The 16,170-nt window shown below is 65.9% G+C and carries 15 protein-coding genes; 6 read left to right on the top strand and 9 right to left on the bottom strand.

The genetic code is table 11. The annotated features are described in order from the left end of the window. Nucleotides 1-26: 26 nt before the first annotated feature. Nucleotides 27-1,037, top strand: coding sequence for a LacI family DNA-binding transcriptional regulator (locus tag OOZ63_RS03040; protein WP_266003833.1), 1,011 nt, complete (start codon nt 27-29; stop codon nt 1,035-1,037). A gap of 16 nt (nt 1,038-1,053) precedes the next feature. On the opposite strand, the gene OOZ63_RS03035 is transcribed toward OOZ63_RS03040, so the two are convergent. From OOZ63_RS03035 to OOZ63_RS03010, 6 genes are all read right to left on the bottom strand, one after another. After that, nucleotides 1,054-2,301: a class I SAM-dependent methyltransferase gene (locus OOZ63_RS03035; protein ID WP_266003832.1), complete on the bottom strand. Its 1,248-nt coding sequence runs from the start codon at nt 2,299-2,301 to the stop codon at nt 1,054-1,056. A 65-nt stretch (nt 2,302-2,366) separates the two neighbouring features. Beyond that, nucleotides 2,367-3,326: an alpha/beta hydrolase gene (locus tag OOZ63_RS03030; RefSeq protein ID WP_266003831.1), complete on the bottom strand. Its 960-nt coding sequence runs from the start codon at nt 3,324-3,326 to the stop codon at nt 2,367-2,369. Next, nucleotides 3,326-4,204: a hypothetical protein gene (locus OOZ63_RS03025; protein WP_266003830.1), complete on the bottom strand. Its 879-nt coding sequence runs from the start codon at nt 4,202-4,204 to the stop codon at nt 3,326-3,328. Before OOZ63_RS03025 ends, OOZ63_RS03030 begins: the two co-directional genes overlap by 1 nt. Before the next feature lie 17 nt (nt 4,205-4,221). After that, nucleotides 4,222-4,815, bottom strand: a complete 594-nt coding sequence (lpoB, locus tag OOZ63_RS03020) for a penicillin-binding protein activator LpoB (protein WP_416234689.1) — start codon at nt 4,813-4,815, stop codon at nt 4,222-4,224. Nucleotides 4,816-4,864: 49 nt separating this feature from the next. Continuing rightward, nucleotides 4,865-5,275, bottom strand: coding sequence for a YcfL family protein (locus OOZ63_RS03015; RefSeq protein WP_266003828.1), 411 nt, complete (start codon nt 5,273-5,275; stop codon nt 4,865-4,867). Nucleotides 5,276-5,292: 17 nt separating this feature from the next. After that, complete coding sequence (locus OOZ63_RS03010; RefSeq protein WP_266003826.1) at nt 5,293-6,819, bottom strand: COG3014 family protein; 1,527 nt, start codon at nt 6,817-6,819, stop codon at nt 5,293-5,295. A 369-nt stretch (nt 6,820-7,188) separates the two neighbouring features. On the opposite strand from OOZ63_RS03010, the gene OOZ63_RS03005 reads away from it, so the two are divergent. Further along, the gene (locus OOZ63_RS03005; RefSeq protein WP_266003824.1) at nt 7,189-8,172 is read left to right on the top strand and encodes a formylglycine-generating enzyme family protein; all 984 of its coding nucleotides are present in this window, start codon (nt 7,189-7,191) and stop codon (nt 8,170-8,172) included. Here OOZ63_RS03005 and OOZ63_RS03000 read toward each other — a convergent pair. After that, nucleotides 8,169-8,837, bottom strand: a complete 669-nt coding sequence (locus OOZ63_RS03000; RefSeq protein ID WP_266003823.1) for a histidine phosphatase family protein — start codon at nt 8,835-8,837, stop codon at nt 8,169-8,171. The two genes, OOZ63_RS03005 and OOZ63_RS03000, sit on opposite strands and share 4 nt — an antisense overlap. Before the next feature lie 135 nt (nt 8,838-8,972). Between OOZ63_RS03000 and OOZ63_RS02995 the strand changes: the two genes are divergently transcribed. The 3 genes from OOZ63_RS02995 (at nt 8,973) to OOZ63_RS02985 (ending at nt 11,299) form a co-directional block, all read left to right on the top strand. Then, on the top strand, nt 8,973-9,131 hold the full coding sequence (locus OOZ63_RS02995; RefSeq protein ID WP_171018102.1) for a hypothetical protein: 159 nt from the start codon (nt 8,973-8,975) through the stop codon (nt 9,129-9,131). 98 nt (nt 9,132-9,229) lie between these two features. Further along, complete coding sequence (locus OOZ63_RS02990) at nt 9,230-10,906, top strand: NAD(P)/FAD-dependent oxidoreductase (RefSeq protein ID WP_266003821.1); 1,677 nt, start codon at nt 9,230-9,232, stop codon at nt 10,904-10,906. Between the two features lie 24 nt (nt 10,907-10,930). After that, nucleotides 10,931-11,299 (top strand): glyoxalase superfamily protein, encoded by a 369-nt coding sequence (locus tag OOZ63_RS02985; RefSeq protein WP_266003820.1) that lies wholly within the window; start codon nt 10,931-10,933, stop codon nt 11,297-11,299. A 9-nt stretch (nt 11,300-11,308) separates the two neighbouring features. Here OOZ63_RS02985 and OOZ63_RS02980 read toward each other — a convergent pair whose 3' ends face one another. Beyond that, nucleotides 11,309-12,385 carry a response regulator gene (locus OOZ63_RS02980; RefSeq protein ID WP_266003819.1) on the bottom strand — a complete coding sequence of 359 codons (1,077 nt, stop codon included), beginning with the start codon at nt 12,383-12,385 and terminating at the stop codon, nt 11,309-11,311. Further along, nucleotides 12,382-15,798, bottom strand: coding sequence for an ATP-binding protein (locus OOZ63_RS02975; RefSeq protein WP_266003818.1), 3,417 nt, complete (start codon nt 15,796-15,798; stop codon nt 12,382-12,384). Before OOZ63_RS02975 ends, OOZ63_RS02980 begins: the two co-directional genes overlap by 4 nt. Nucleotides 15,799-15,865: 67 nt before the next feature. On the opposite strand from OOZ63_RS02975, the gene ureA reads away from it, so the two are divergent. Beyond that, entirely contained in the window at nt 15,866-16,168 is a 303-nt protein-coding gene (ureA, locus tag OOZ63_RS02970) for an urease subunit gamma (RefSeq protein ID WP_266003816.1), read from the top strand. Nucleotides 16,169-16,170: the final 2 nt, after the last annotated feature.

Raw genomic sequence — 16,170 nt, 5'->3', positions numbered from 1 at the left:
CCGCCCACCGCCCCGACCCCGTCCGCATGCCGCCTGCTTCCCGCCCCAAGTCCGTCACCCTGCAAGATGTCGCCCGCAGCGCCGGGGTCTCGCCGATGACCGCCTCGCGCGCGCTCAGCAGCCCGGAGCTGGTGTCGCAGGGCACCATAGAGAAGGTGCGGGCGGCGGTGGAGGCTACCGGCTACATCCCCAATCTGCTGGCCGGCGGGCTCAAGTCCAAGCGCAGCATGACGGTAGCGGCCCTGGTGCCGGTGATCTCGGTGCCGCAGTTCCTGCCCACCATTCAGACGCTGACGGAAGAACTGGACCGAGCCGGCTACCAGCTGATCCTGGGCCAGACCGGCTACGACCATGGTCGCGAGGCGGCGCTGCTGAACACCATGGTGGGCCGGCGTGTTGACGGCATCGTCGCCGCCGGCCTGCTGCAGCCGGGCGATGCAGCCAAACGGCTGGCGCGGCTGGGCATTCCCGTGGTCGAGACCTGGGACATGACAGACCGACCCCTGGATGCGCTGGTGGGCTTCTCGCACCTCAAGGTGGGCAGCGCGGTGGCAGGCTATTTCCTCAGCAAGGGCTGGCAGCGGGTGGGCCTTGCGACTGCCGACGACCAGCGCGCCGGCCTGCGGCGCGAGGGCTTTGTGTCAACCCTGGGCCGCGAGATCCCTACCGCAACCGTCAAGCCGCCCACCGGTGTTCCGCATGGGCGGCGCGCACTGACTGAGCTGCTGCACATCGATCCGCACATACGCGCCGTCTTCTGCAGCTCGGACGGACTGGCCGAGGGCGTGCTCACCGAAGCGCAGGCTCGCGGCATCCGCGTGCCTGAAGACCTGGCGGTGTTCGGCTTTGGCGGTGCCGACTTCTCGGCGCATTTGAATCCCTCGCTGAGCACGGTGCACATCGACGGCGCCGCCATCGGCCTGCATGCGGCCCAGCTGATCATTGCGCGCTGCCGCGGCGAGACGGTCGACCAGCGCATCATCGACGTGGGCTTCCGAATCATCGAGCGCGCCTCGACCAGCAGTCCGTCGCGTTGACGACGGAGCACCGCGCTCACACAGGGCCAGGCAGCGCGGCGTCGTTGTCGATCAGGGTTTCCAGGCACTGCTCTCGCAGCCCGTAAAAGCGCTTGACCTCGGCGATCTGGGCCAGCACCTCGGGCCTGCGCTTCTGGGCTGCAACCAGCGCCGCGCCCGACTTCTTGACGGCCAAAATCATCTTGTTCTTGCTGGTGTGCTCCAGCGCGATGAACTCGAACACCTGGGTGTCATAGCCCTGCGCCTCCAGCAGCAGCGCGCGCAGGCTGTCGGTCACCATCTCGGCCTCCTGGCCCAGATGGATGCCGTGCTGCAGCAGCGGACGCAGCACCGGCGGCGTCTGCATCTGCGGGCGCAGCTGCTTGTGGCAGCAGGGCGAGCACATGATGATGGAAGCGCCGGCGCGCAGCCCGAGATGGATGGCGTAGTCGGTAGCGATATCACAGGCATGTAGTGCAATCATCACGTCCAGCTGGGCCGGGGTGTAGGAGCGCACATCGCCTTGGTCGAACCGCAGCCCGTCCATCCCGTGCCTGGCCGCCGCCGTACCGCAGAGCTTCACCATATCGTCGCGCAACTCGACGCCGGTGACCTGGGGCTGCTTGCCCTGGCTGGCCAGCCAGTCATGCATTGCAAAGGTCAGATAGCCTTTGCCCGAGCCGAAGTCGACCACATGGACGGCGGGGCTATCGGCCAGCGGACTGCTCTTCAGCGCGGCGTTCATCACCTCGATGAATTTGTTGATCTGCTTCCACTTGCGGGACATCGCCGGCACCAACTGGCGCTCGCCTTTGACGTCGTGCGTCACGCCCAGGTCGACCCAGAATGCCCGGTCCAGCGCCAGATAGCGCTGTTTATCCTTGTCATGCCCGGCGGGCGCCGCCTCGGTGGTCTCGGCCTTGCCGACCCGCAGGCTTGGCTTGCCCTTGCGACTGAAGGCCAGCTGGATCTCCTGGCCCTGAGTCAGCAGATGGGCGTTTTGGAACTGGCTGCCCAGCATGCCTGCGATCAGATCCAGGCCCTCCTTCATGCCGTGGTTTTTCGTAATGTCCTTGGTCCGGTGGCGCCACACAAAGGACAGCAGACGCTCGCCACGCAGCAACACCTCGCGCACCGTCAGACGTTCAAGCGTCTCTTCGCTGCCGCTGTACTTGCTCAGCAAGAGCTTGACAAAGCGGCCCTCGACCAAAGCGGTACTCAGCAGCACTGCAAAGCGCTGGGCGGCGTCAGGCTTGGTGGCATTGGAGACGAGATGGGTGAACACGGGTAGCTGGGCGTGGGCGGCGAAGCCAGGATTCTCCGCCACTTTGGGCACAGCGCGAGGAAGGCTCAGCGCTGCGCGTCCGTCGCCGGGGCACGCAGAGCGGCACAGACGGTGCGCCCAGGGTCGACGGCCCAGCGCTCAAAGCCGGCCCAGATCAGCTGCAAGCCGTCGTAGTCCTCCCGCTGCAGGCCGTGGTCGGCACCGCGCAAGCGCAGACTGCAAAAGCCGCTCGCGCGCCGTTCCCGGGCACGTCGGGCAAACAGCTCGTAGGCGGCGGTCGGCAGCGACGCATCCGCATCACCCCAGGCCTGCACCAGCTCCAGCGGGCTGGTCAGCAGCGCGTCCTGGCTGCGCCAGCGCCACAGGCTGCGCCAATAGCGCAGGCTGCGTCCGTCTACCATCAGTTGATCAGGGCGCTGCGAAGCCTGGACCTCGGCCAGCAGCTGCCACTGCGCCAGCTCACCCAGGCGCTCGGCCTGCATCGTGCCGGCCTCTAGCGGGTCCAGGCCCGCCGCACCGATCAGCACGATGGCTCGGGCCTGCGGCAGCACATCGGCGAGAAAGGGTACCAGCTCGCCGCCCTCGGAGATGCCAAGCAGCAGCAGCGGTAGAGCGCGCACCGCCGGCGGCGCCGAGGCCTCATGCGCAAGCAGCGCGGAGCGCGCGTCCGCAAGCCATTGACCCAGATCATCGGCCTCGGCAAAACCAGGCATGCAGCGCTTGGGGCTAGCACCGGCGTCAAGCTGCACGCGCGGTTTGTGCAGCAACAGCACATGGGCCCTGCGCAAGCCGGCAAACATGCGGTCGGCCAGCTCAGCCAGGCCGCTGCAGCCCGAGCCCGGCACCACCACCACGCGGTAGCGCGCCGGCTCCTGCAAGGCGCCGCGTCGCAGCGCCATCAGGCTGTCGCCGACATCGCTGGCCAAAGGCAGAGCCTGAGCCACAAAAGCGGACGGCGCCGCAGCGCCGTCCAGTGCCAGGGTCAGCAGCAGGGCCGCAAGGCCATGCTGGCCTTTGCGCCCCATCAACGCAGGATCACGGCCGTTTCAGGCTGCTGCTGAGGCTTGGGCTGCTTGGCTCCGGCATTGCCGCGCGCCTCGGCGCCGGACTCCGGCAGCTCGGGCAGGTCAAGCTGCTCGACCAGTTGCTCGTAGACATTGGCAGCCAAGCTGCGCGAGGTGTCGCGCATGACCTGACCCCGATTGGGGCGGACTATGTCGCCGCGGTTGGACAGAAGCTTGGTGTCGTTGCCCTCACCTTGCGCCGAGAAGGCCGCGACGATCTCGTAAGTACGGGTGTTAATCAGCGAGAAGTCGGCCACCAGGTCAAGGCTAAATAGATAAGAGGCGCTGGTCGTGCCCTGCAGCGGCGAGAGCTGGTCGCGAAACTCCATGCTGGTCAACGTGCCGAACAAGACATAGTCGGCGCCGCTGAATTCACCCTTTTTGATGCGAGCGATGATGTCGTGCACCTCGGGCTGACGCACGAGCTTGGCCATCTTGCCGGTCTTGATCTGGTTCAGTGCTTGCTCGGCTTTGGTGTGCTGCGGGCCCCCGTCGTCGAAGACTTTGCCCTGCACCAGCCGCACCGCGCCGCCCTTGAGCAAGGAGCCACGGATATCGCTGCTGAAGCTGCGAAGTTCGCGTTGCTCCATATAGCTGTGGGTCCCAGCCACATAGGTGCCTGCGCTTTGGTGCGTGGCAACAATGCCGTGCTGGTTGGCGCTGACGCCACCGGAGCTCTTCACCGTCGCCGCCTCGAAGTACTCAGCCACGCGCTGGGTGTAGGCCAGATCCGTCACGGCCACCTTGGGCGGCGTCTTGCCCATACGCGAGGCTTGGGCAGGTAGCGCAAGCCCGCAAGCCAGCGTGAGCAGGCCCAGAGACAAAATTCTTCTTTGCATCATGGCGTCCTCCCGATTCAACGCTTGCTGGTCTTGCGGATTTCCTTTTCCTCCGCCCACTCAATCGTGCCCTCTTCAACGTCGAACATTTTCAGGGTGAACTTGTAGAACACATCCTTCGTGTTGTTGTTCTGCTTCACGATGCTGGTGAGCTCGCCTTCCAGGCTGAACTTGGCGGCGGTCATCTGCCCGACCTTAGCCTGGGTCTTTTGCTTGTACAGGCCGCTCTGCGTCTGGCGTTGCAGCTCATCAACACCCGTCTGCATCTCCTGGATCGAGCGGGTGAAGCGCACCTTGCCCGACTTGACCAGCTGAGTCTGGATCGAGTTCATCACATTGGTGGTGTCGATGTACTCGCTGGTTTTGTTCTTGACAGTGGAGATGGTCACTGTGGGGCGCCCCTGGAAGATGCCGGTCTCCAGCAGGCTGCCGACCATCTTCTCCGCGATCATCTGCAGATCGGAGGAGCCGAACTCGTTGGTCACCAGCTCCACACCTTTGGCATCGCCGTAGTTAACCTGGCGCTGAAAGCGCACCACCGGAGACGAGACCGTGGTCTCGCAGGCAGCCAGGGTCAGCAGCAGCGCCGCGGCGCCGAGCTTCATCATCAAACGTTTGTTATTGAACTTGTTCATGGTTGCTTCCTTGCTGGCTGTGGGCTTACTTGCCCTCAACATTCATTTCCAGGCGCAGATCCACCGCATTGGCATGCGGGGCCACGCTCTTGATGGTCTGGATCTGCTGACCCATCACCGGCGTCTGCTTCCATGACTCGCCGTCACCGACCTGGTTGCCATTGGCATCCAGCCATTTGAAGCGGTGAAACACTACGCGGTCCTTGTTCTGCACATTCTGCAGATCGGCCTGAACCACGAGCACATCGTTCTTGCGCACCAGGCGCATCTCGCTAACCTTGATTCCGTTGGGCTTACCCCTGAGCAGCATCTTGGCGGCGATAGCCGGAGAGCTGGCGTCCTCGTCGGCTGCAAAAGCCGGTGAGGTCAGCAGCAAAGTCAGCGCTCCTGCGGCGGCGAAGCAGTACGACAGCGTGGTCTTGATCATCTTGTTCATCATGTACTCGGATCCCATCAAGGCTTGGTCTGGGTGGCGGCCGGCTTGACGCTCACCGGCGTGCTGGTCTTTGCGCCGGCGGTGGCCGGCCTGCGGGCTGCCGGCCGGGTCGACGGCTTAGCGGCTGGCTGGACAGCGGGTGTCGCCGGGGCAGGCGCTGCTGCGACGGCCGGCAGCTGACCGAAGCTGGCCACCTGGCCGGTGATGACTTGGTTCTCATACAGGCGCAGTGGTAGTACCAGGTACTGGCCATCGACCTGAACAGGCTCGCCAACCGGCTGACCGTTGATGCTCACCCGGTGCTCACCCGGCGGAAGGTAGCCGCGCGCCAGGTAGACACGGCCCGGCAGACTGCGCCAGATGCGGTCATCGGCCTGCTCGGTGAGCACCGAGCCAGCAACTCCGGCGATCGCACCGAACAGACCGCCGGCGCGCTGCAGGCCTTCCTGGGCTGCGCCCTTGGCAAGCGCACGTGTCACTCCGCGCAAGACCATGCCCGGCATCTCGTCCTTCAGTGCACGTCGTGCCATCACATTGACATCCACCACACGCTCGAGCTTGAACTGCCGGCCGCCGACTTCCAAAGCGCTGAGAAGCGGCTCGTTCGAGGGTTCGATCGTGGGGTAAGACACGCTGATCGTCCGCACACTCCCGCCCATGGGTACTGGCAAGGTGAAGGCATGCGGCTTGCGCGCAGGCGCGCTGCCGGCCTCGACCAAGAAGAGCACGTCGGTCATCTTCTGGCGCCGCCGGTGGGTAAAGCTGGTCCGGTCGTCCAGGCCCCGCAGGCCTTCTTCCAGCACTCCCGTCTCGGGCCTGAGCTCGATGGCCTTGCGGTAGCCCGGCGCAGCCAAGCCCGACTCGCCCAGGACCTCGTAGAGATAGCCGGCCAGGTAGTGGCTCAAGGCATTCTGGTAGCCATTCTTGAGCTGCAGCACCTCTGGATCGTTGAGCGTTTCCACCGGGTAGCCATTGAGCTCCTTGCCCGATGTGTTCGCGCCCTTGGCCTTGGCCTCCTCCTCGGCCTTGACCACTTCCTTGGCGCGGAACTCGGCGATCACGGCTTCCCGCTCATGGGTGCGCTTGATATCGACCCGGGCTTTCTCCAGATCTCCAGCGGCAACGCGGCTGAGCGCCAGGCGAGTGGTCAGCCAAACCTTCTCATAGTCCTGGCCCTCGTAGGGCTTGAGGCGCTCGCTGACCAGCGCCGCCCCAACCATGCCCAGCAGCTTGTCGGGGCTGGTCTTGGCCGTCTCTTCCCACAGCTTGACCTTCAGATCTGCGGCCAGAAAGGCCTCGGTCGAATCGGCGTAGCGCTTGTTGAGCCAGAGCAGCTCGCCTCGCTCCAGGTTGTACAGCAGCTCCGCCTTATCCTCGACGCTCTTGGCCGAGCCCTCATGCTGGGCGAGTGCGGCCGGCAAGCCGCCGTTGCGCGCCGCGCTCTGGACAGAATCGGTATGCTGGTTATGGCTCTTGGTCGTGGCGCAGCCACCCAAAGCAAGCGCTGCCGCCAAGGACAGCGCGCTTGTCATACTTTTGTTCAAGACTTTCTCCCGGACCTCGCCTCGAAGGGTCGCCGACCCAGCACTGAACACCTGAGACGCCCCTTGGCAGGATGCAACACAAGTCCTCAGCGACATGAGCCCGAGCGGCAAGCCTCCAAAGCCTCGGTTGCGATGAGCGGTGGACACCGCCCGACTGTGCGCTGCCCGCGCAAGGCGCAGGAATGCAGCGGCCCCGAGGCTAGCACGCCATTACCTATGACACTGGGTGCCTTGCCGGACAAACCCGGACTTATCCCCCACAAGAGGGACGCGGCGACAGCTACCGAGTTGCGGCGAGGCAACAGCTCCCAGAACGCCCCGGCAACGGTGCCGGTTGACCAGCGCCCCGCGCGACGCCAGCATCGCCGCATGAGAGAAAAATCGCCCCTCATCCTGCTGCTACTCAGCGGCCTCATCCAAGCCCAGGTCGCCGAACGCAACAGCCTGGGCATGAGCTTTGTCCGCTTGCCCGCAGGCGAGTTCCTGATGGGTAGCGCGGAAAGCCAAGCGGCGCAGGCTCAGGCCTACCCCGCCCTGCCGCGCGAGCGCTTCGAACTGCTGCAGGACGAGGGTCCGGTCCACCTGGTGCGCATCAGCAAACCCTTCTGGATGGGCCAGCATGAGCTGACTGTCGGACAGTTCCGCCGTTTCATCGAAGCCTCGGGCTACCGCCCCGAGTCCGAGGCCGACGGTACCGGCGGCTATGGCTGGCGTGCTGACTACGACCCGGCCACCACCCAGCGCGGCGACGCCTTCGAGGGCCGCGATGCGCGCTACTCGTGGCGTCATCCAGGTTTCGCCCAGGGCGACGACCACCCGGTCACCAACGTCACCTGGAACGACGCACAGGCGCTGGCGGCCTGGCTGACGAAGACTGAGGGCCGACGCTACCGCCTGCCCACTGAGGCCGAATGGGAGTACGCCTGTAGGGCCGGCACCCGCACGCGCTACTCATCGGGCGACGATCCGCAAAGCCTCTTGAAGGCCGCCAACACATTCGACGCCGACAGCGCCCGGCTGTGGCAGCGCTGGCAAGACATGGCCCTCAAAGGAAGCGACGGTTTTACCTTCACCGCTCCGGTCGGCAGCTTCGCGCCAAACGCCTGGGGGCTTCATGACATGCACGGCAATGTCTGGGAATGGGTGGCGGACTGGTATGAGGACGACTATTACGCCCGGTCGCCGCTGGTGGACCCTCAAGGCCCGGAGAAACCGGCCGACGGCGGCGTCAAGGTGCGGCGCGGCGGCTCCTGGCATACCTGGGCCTTTTATGCCCGCTCGTCCTATCGCAACTGGAACGCGCCCGACACCCGCTACACCCTGGTCGGCATCCGCCTCGTCAGAGAGGACTAGGCGTAAGTCGCCATCTCGCGGTACTCCAGCGAGTCCAGATGCGGCACATGATTGAAGCTCTGCAGCAGGTGGCGCTTGGGGTTGAAGCTGAATTCGCTCACCGCGCTGTTGCGGATGCGCAGGTTCAGCTCGATGCTCATCTCGGCGCTGGTGCCCAGCACCTGGCCCACCGCCGTCGCGATCGGCCCACCGCTGGAGACGATCAACACCTCGCCCTTGCAGTGCTGCCGCACATGCTCAAGCGCACCAGCCACGCCAGCCGCGAACTCCGCATAGCTGTGCATGCCCGCCGGCCGCGTCTCACCGCGCATCCAGGCCAGCAGACCCGCGCGCAACAGCCGGAAATGGTGGCGCACCATCTCGGCATCCACCGGCTTGGCCAGTGGCTCGGGATGGATCGCATGGATGACCGCCTCACTGTCGTATTCGTTCAGCCCCGGCCAAACCACAGGCTCGGGCGCAGCACCCAGACCCTCGGCAATCGCCGCGAAGGACTGCGCATGACGCTTCAGCGAGCCGGTCAGCACCGCGTCGAAGCGCTGGCCGCGCGCACGCCAGTAATCACCCAGCAGCCGGCACTGGCGTGTGCCCAGCTCGCTCAGCTGGTCATAGTCGGCAGCGCCGAAACTGGCCTGGCCATGGCGCACGAGATAAAGCGTTCCCATGCGCCGCATCATCGGCCAGAGCCCGGATTCGGGCTGTCGCCCGGGCGACCTGCGGCCTTCGGTTAAAATGTCGGGCTTGATTCGTCTTGGCGCGCCCTTTCGGCCCCCGCCAGTCATTTTTCCAACGGAGCCATCATGGGCAACAAGATCAAAACCGAAGCCGATCGTCGCGCCACCCCGCGTCCTGCCGGCCTGACCGCTTTCACCCACGGCCGTGGCCAAAAATCCAGCCTGGAGCGCGGTTCGCACACCCGCAGCAAGAAGAACCCGGGCAAGCGTCCGCACTCGGGTTGAAGTCGAGGCCCGTCCGGGCCTGCTTCGAATCTGACAGGCCCGCGCCTTCCGGCAGGGCCTGTACTTTTTTGTAAAACCGTTCGATTTGAGCCATCACCATGCTCCGCATCACCGAACTCCGCCTGCCGCTCAATCACGCCGAGGACGCCTTGCGCCCCGCCATTGCTGCACGGCTGGGTGTGACTGATGCCGAACTGCTCAATTTCACGGTCTTCAAGCGCAGCTACGACGCGCGCAAGAAGACGGCCATCGTGCTGATTTACACGGTGGACTGCGAACTCGCAGACGAGGCCTGCGAGGCTGCCGTGATGGCCCGCTTCGCCGGCGACGCCCACATCAGGCCAACACCGGACACCGGCTACCACTTCGTCGGCCAGGCGCCGGTGGACTTCTTCACCGCCGAGCGCAGGCGGCCGGTAGTGATCGGCTTCGGGCCCTGCGGCATCTTCGCGGCGCTGATCCTGGCCCAGATGGGCCTGCGGCCCATCGTGCTAGAGCGAGGTAAGTCGGTACGTGAACGGACCAAGGACACCTGGGGTCTGTGGCGCGAAAGCCAGCTCCATCCGGAGTCCAATGTGCAGTTTGGCGAGGGCGGTGCCGGCACCTTCTCGGACGGCAAGCTGTGGAGCCAGATCTCCGACCCGCGCTTTCTGACCCGCAAAGTGCTGACCGAGTTCGTCAAGGCCGGCGCGCCCGAAGAGATCCTGTATGTGAGCAAACCGCATATCGGCACCTTCCGCCTGGTCTCGATGGTGATCAAGATGCGCGCCGAGATCGAGGCGCTGGGTGGCGAGATCCGCTTCGAGCAGAAGGTCACGGACGTGCTGATCGAGGGCGGCCCCGATGGCAAACACATCCGGGGCCTGACCTTGGAATCGGGCGAGCAGATCGCCACCGACCATGTGGTGCTGGCCCTGGGCCACAGCGCGCGCGACAGCTTCACGATGCTGCACCAGCGCGGGGTCTTCATGGAAGCCAAGCCCTTCTCGATCGGCTATCGCATCGAGCATCCGCAAAGCCTGATCGACGCGGCCCGCTTCGGCCCGAACGCCGGCAACGAGATCCTCGGCGCGGCTGACTACAAGCTGGTGCACCACGCCAAGAACGGTCGCTCGGTCTACAGCTTCTGCATGTGCCCCGGCGGCACCGTGGTCGCGGCGACCAGCGAGCCTAGCCGTGTCGTCACAAACGGCATGAGCCAGTACTCGCGCAACGAACGCAATGCCAATGCCGGCATCGTCGTCGGCATCTCGCCACAGGACTATCGCCAGGACGGGTTGAGCGAAGGCCCGGTTAGCCCGCTGGACGGCATGGCCTTCCAGCGCATCTGGGAGAGCCGAGCCTACGAACTCGGCGAAGGCGGCTACAAGGCCCCGGGTGCCCTGGTGGGCGACTTCATCAAGCGTCAGCGCAGCAAGACGCTGGGCAGCGTCGAACCCTCGTACAAGCCCGGCGTCACGCTGACCGATCTGCAGCAGAAGAACTTCGGCAGCTTGCCCGGCTACTGCCTGGACGCGATCCGCGAGGCCCTGCCCGCCTTCGAGCGCCAGATCAAGGGCTTCAGCATGGCCGATGCGGTGCTGACCGGGGTCGAGACCCGGACCTCCTCGCCGCTGCGCATCACCCGCGGCCGCGACTACCAGAGCCTCAACGTCAAGGGCCTGTATCCGGCTGGCGAAGGCGCGGGCTATGCCGGTGGCATCATGTCGGCCGGCGTCGACGGCATCGAGGTGGCCGAGGCGCTGGGCCGCAGCCTGCTGGGCGGGGCCGACTGAACCAAATGCAAAGGGGCAAAGGTCATGAGCTTTGGCAAGGCCACACCGATCCTGCGCATCTTCGACGAGAGCAAGGCCCGCGCCTTCTACGTTGATTTCCTCGGCTTCACGATCGATTGGGAGCATCGCTTCGCCGACGGCCTACCGCTGTACCTGCAGCTCTCCAAAGGCGACTGCCTGCTGCATCTATCCGAGCACCATGGCGACTGCAGCCCCGGCGCCAAGCTGCGCATCCCGACCGATGAACTCGATGCCTATCAACAGCAGTTGATCACCAGCGGCTATGCCTATATGCGACCCGGCATCGAGACCCAGCCCTGGGCGCGCGAGATGACGGTGATCGACCCCTTCGGCAACCGGTTGGTGTTTTTCATGACCAGCGACGCCGATTGAGGACTGCCCTCAGCGCCCCGCTTCCAGCCCCCTGACCCGCCCCATCGCCATCGCCGCTGCCGCGGTGCGGGTTTCGACGCCAAGCTTCTCGAAAACATGCTCCAGGTGCTTCTGCACCGTGCGCGGGCTGGAGCCGAGGATGTCGCCGATGTCCTGGTTGGTCTTGCCCTTGACCACCCAGTACAGCACCTCGGCCTCGCGGGCGGTCAGCCTGAAGCCGTGGATCAGGCCGTCCATCAGGGCCGCGTCGTCGGCCTCGCGCATCACGATCAACCACTGGCCCTCGCCCAGCGCATCGGGGTCGACCGCGTGCAAGGTGAAGGACAGGCGCTTGGCGCCGCGCGTGGCCAAGGCCGCGCCGCTGACGGGCGGGGCATCGGCACGCGGCTGCGGCAGCACGGTCAGCACCGAGGGCTCGGCGCCGGCGCGCCGGCGCAGCGATTCGCGGTGCAGCCAAACCAGCACTTCGGGCGGCAGCCGGCCGCGCTCGAAATGGCCGCCGGTGAAATAGTCGGCCATCAGCGAGCGCGCCAGCGCGGTCTGCCAGACGCAGCGGCCATCGGCCTCGTGCACCGCCATGCTGGCGTGGCCGAAGGCGTCCAGCGCATTGCGGGCCTGGCGCTGCGCGCGGGCGCTGCGCAGATGGGCGGCAATGCGGGCCAGCACCTCGCGCGGGCGGATCGGCTTGGTCACATAGTCGACGCCGCCGGCCGCAAAGGCGGCCTCGACATGCTCGGTGTCCGACAGCCCTGTCATGAAGATGATGGGGGCGCTGGCCGTGGCCGGGTCGGCCTTGAGCCGGCGCGCCACCTCAAAGCCGTCCAGGCCCGGCATCATCGCGTCGAGCACGACCACATCGGGCGGCAGCATGGCCGCGCTCTCCAGCGCCGCCTCACCGCTGAAGGCGACCAGCACCGTGTAGCCGGACTCGTCCAGCGCGTCATGCAGCAGGGCCAGGTTGTCGGGCACGTCGTCGACGATCAGCACGCGCTCGGCGTGGCTGGCCACCTGGGGGCCACTGGGCAGCGCAGCGTCGATCTCTTCGTGGTGAAGATGAGGCGCGGGGGGAATGGTCGGGGCGTTCATGCTGGATCCTCAGCCTGCAAGGCGCGTGCCACCAGCCGGCTCATAGCCTGCAGCTCGAACTGCCGCGCCATCGCGCGCAGCTGGGTCACGAAGTCGACGCAGGACTGATCCTCGCCGGCGATCTGGTCCAGTTGCTGATGGATGCCCTTGACATGGCCTTGGCTGAGCTGCTGCTGCAGGCGCTGCAAGGCCTCGCGCGAGGGCAGCTTCAGCGGCGCCTTCGGATAGGCTGCAGCCGGCTGGGCGGGATCGCGCAGCCGCCAGTCCAGATTCAGACGCCGGCCCAGCCAATCCAGCAGATCATCCACCCGCACCGGCTTGACGATGAAATCCTGCTCGCTGACGCCCAGGCCGTTGTCCAGGCCGCGATCAAAGGCATTGGCCGAGATGATGACGGCCGGTGCCTCGCTCAAGCCGCGCACGCGGATCTCGGCCAGGGTCTGCCAGCCGTCCAGGCCCGGCATCGCCAGGTCCAGCAGCAGGGCCTCGGGCTGCCAGCCGGGGATCAGCGCCATCGCCTCGATGCCGCTGGCCGCCAGCCGAAGCTCGAAGCCCAGCGGCTCCAGGATGGCACGCAGGAGATTGCGGTCAGCCTCCTCGTTGTCGACCACTAGTAGGCGCCGCGCCGGCCCCTCGAAACCGATGCGCGCCGCGCGCCGGGCCTGCGCGGCCATCGCGCCGGCATGCAAGCTGGGCAGGAACAGGCGCAGCTCGAAGCGCGTGCCCCGGCCCGGCTTGCTTGCCACCTTCAGCTCGCCGCCCATCAGATCGGTCAGCATCTTTGCGATAGTCAGCCCCAGGCCGGTGCCGGACCCGGAGCCCACGGCGGCCGCACCACGCTCGAAGGGCTCGAACACCCGGTCGAGCTCTTCGGCGCTCATGCCAGGGCCGCTGTCCTCGATCTCGAAGCGCGCCATCTCGCGGGCGTAGTGCAGACGCAGGGTCACCCGTCCGTCCGGCGTGAACTTGATCGCATTTCCGAGAATATTGATCAAGATCTGCTGAACCCGCTTGCCGTCGGCACGCACCCAGTCCGGCAGGCTGTGGGGCGGGGTGTAGACAAAGTCGAGGCCCTTGGCGGCAGCCTGCAGCGATAGCAGATGGACCAGATCCTTGATGGCCTGCCCGAAAGCCCAAGGCCCCGGCTCCAGCTTGAAGCGGCCGGCCTCGATGCGGGCCAGGTCCAGGCTGCCCTCGATCAGCGACAGCAGGTGCTCGCCGCCGCGCCGTATCACCGTGATCGCCTGCTTGCGGTGCGCCGGCATGCGCTCGTCCTCGTCGAGGATCTGCGCATAGCCCAGGATGGAATTCAGCGGCGTGCGCAACTCGTGGCTGATATTGGTGATGTAGCGGGTCTTGGCCTCGTTGGCGGCGTCGGCCTGCACCTTGGCCTGCTGCAGCTGGGCATCGGTCTGGCGGTGCGACTCGATTTCGGCGTGCAGCGCCTGGCTCTGGCGGCGCGACTCCTCCTGCGCGACCTGGCGGCTCTTGTGCGTCAGCACCAGCCACCAGCCGATCACGCCCGACAGCAGCAGCAGCGCGACCAGCGCCTTGGTGTAGGAGGCACGCAGATGCGGCGCCATCTGCTCGGCCGCCGCGCCCAGCCGGCCCAACTCATGCTGGTAGAGCAGGCCGAACAGAAGCAGCAGCACCGGCAGAACCAGCGCCATCAAACCCAAATACTGGGTCAGCCCGCTGTCCAGGAGGGGCCAGACCTTGCGCGGGAGCAGCTTCTGCAGCAGTGCGCGGGCCTGCACGGCCAGCCTGGCGTCGGGCTTGCAGAGGTCCTCGCAGCGGGCATCCAGCGAGCAGCAGAGCGAGCAGATCGGACCTTGGTAGGCGGGGCAGTGCGCCATGTCCGGCCCCTCGTAATCACGCTCGCAGATGCAGCAGCGCCGCAGTCGCTGGTAGCTACCCTGGCTTTGCCGGGCGATGTAGTAGCGCCCGCCGGTGGCCCAGGCGATCAGCGGCGAGCAGACCATGGCCGTGACCAGCGCGATCAGCGCCGAAAATGCCTGTGCCATGGGTCCGAACAAGCCCAGATGGGCGGCGATGGAGAGCACCGAGGCCATCGCCATCGCGCCGACGCCTACCGGGTTGATGTCGTAGAGATGGGCGCGCTTGAACTCGATACCCGGTGGCGACAGCCCCAACGGCTTGTTGATCACTAAATCGGCCACCACGGTCATGATCCAGGCAATCGCAATATTGGCGTACAGGCCCAGCACCCGGTCCAGCGCCTGGAACAGCTCCATCTCCATCAAGATCAGCGCAATCAGCGTGTTGAACACCACCCAGACCACGCGACCCGGATGGCTGTGCGTCAGCCGGGCGAAGAAATTGCTCCAGGCAAGCGAGCCGGCATAAGCATTCGTCACATTGATCTTCAGCTGCGAGACGATCACCAGCAAGGCGGTGGCCGCCACCGCCAGGCCGGGTCGGCTGAACACCGTGTCGTAGGCGACCAGATACATCTGGTTCGGATCCACCGCCCGCTCGGTCGGCACCATCAGCCGCATCGCCAGATAGGCCAAGAGCGCGCCGCCCAGCATCTTTGCCACCCCCAGCACCACCCAGCCCGGCCCGCCGACAAAGACCGCCGCCCACCAGCGCCAGCGCTTCTTCGGATTCGCATCGGGCTCAGGCATGAAGCGCAGATAGTCGGCCTGCTCGCCCATCTGCGTGATCAGCGCGATGCCTACCGTCATCGCTGCGCCGAACAGCGGCAGACTGAACTCTCCGCCCTGGCCATTGGCGCCGGCATAGCTTTGCAGCTGGCTAGGCAACTCCGGATAGCGCATGAAGACATAGACGTAGGGGACGATCAGCAGGAACAGCCACAAAGGCTGGGTCCAGACCTGCAGCCGCGCGATGGCCGTCACGCCGTGCGTCACCAGCGGCAGCACCACCAATGCGCAGATCAGATAGCCCCAGGCCGGCGGGATGTCGAAGGCAAGCTCCAGCGCATAGGCCATGATGGCCGCCTCCAGCGCGAAGAAAATGAAGGTGAAGCTGGCGTAAATCAGGCTGGTCAGCGTCGAGCCGATGTAGCCAAAGCCGGCGCCCCGGGTCAGCAGGTCCATGTCGACGCCGTAGCGCGCCGCATAGACGCTGATCGGCCAGCCGGCCAGCAGGATGATCAGCCCGGTAGCCAGGATGGCCCAGAAGGCATTGGCAAACCCGTACTCCACCAGCAGGGTCGCGCCGACCGCCTCCAGCACCAGAAAGGAGGCCGCGCCAAAAGCCGTGTTCGCTACCCGGGTGCCGGACCAGCGCCGGAAGCTGTGCGGGGTGAAGCGCAGCGCATAGTCCTCCAAGGTCTCGCTGGCCACCCAGGCGTTGTAATCGCGACGGATCTTGATGACGCGCTGGACGGGTTCGGCAGTCTGGACGGAGGGCGGCGCGACGGGCATGCTTCTCCCTTATCAAGACCCATGCCCAGGACGGCGTCCTGGCATAGCTCCTGCAACAGGATCCCCCATGGAACTGACGCCTAGAGAGAAAGACAAGCTTTTGATCTTCACCGCCGCGCTGCTGGCCGAGCGCCGCAAGGCCCGTGGCCTGAAGCTCAACTACCCGGAAGCCGTGGCCCTGATCAGCGCCGCCATCATGGAAGGCGCCCGCGACGGCAAGACGGTCGCCGAACTGATGAGCCAGGGCAAGACCGTGCTGGCGCGCGCCGATGTGATGGACGGCATCGCCGAGATGATTCCCGAGATCCAGATCGAGGCCACCTTCCCCGACGGCACCAAATTGGTGACCGTGCACCAACCCATTGCCTGAGC

The organism is Paucibacter sp. PLA-PC-4, assembly GCF_026241155.1.
Classification (GTDB): Bacteria; Pseudomonadota; Gammaproteobacteria; order Burkholderiales; family Burkholderiaceae_C; genus Roseateles_E.
Note: the sequence above shows the minus strand (reverse complement) of the source record. Positions and strands in the feature narration are given on the sequence as shown.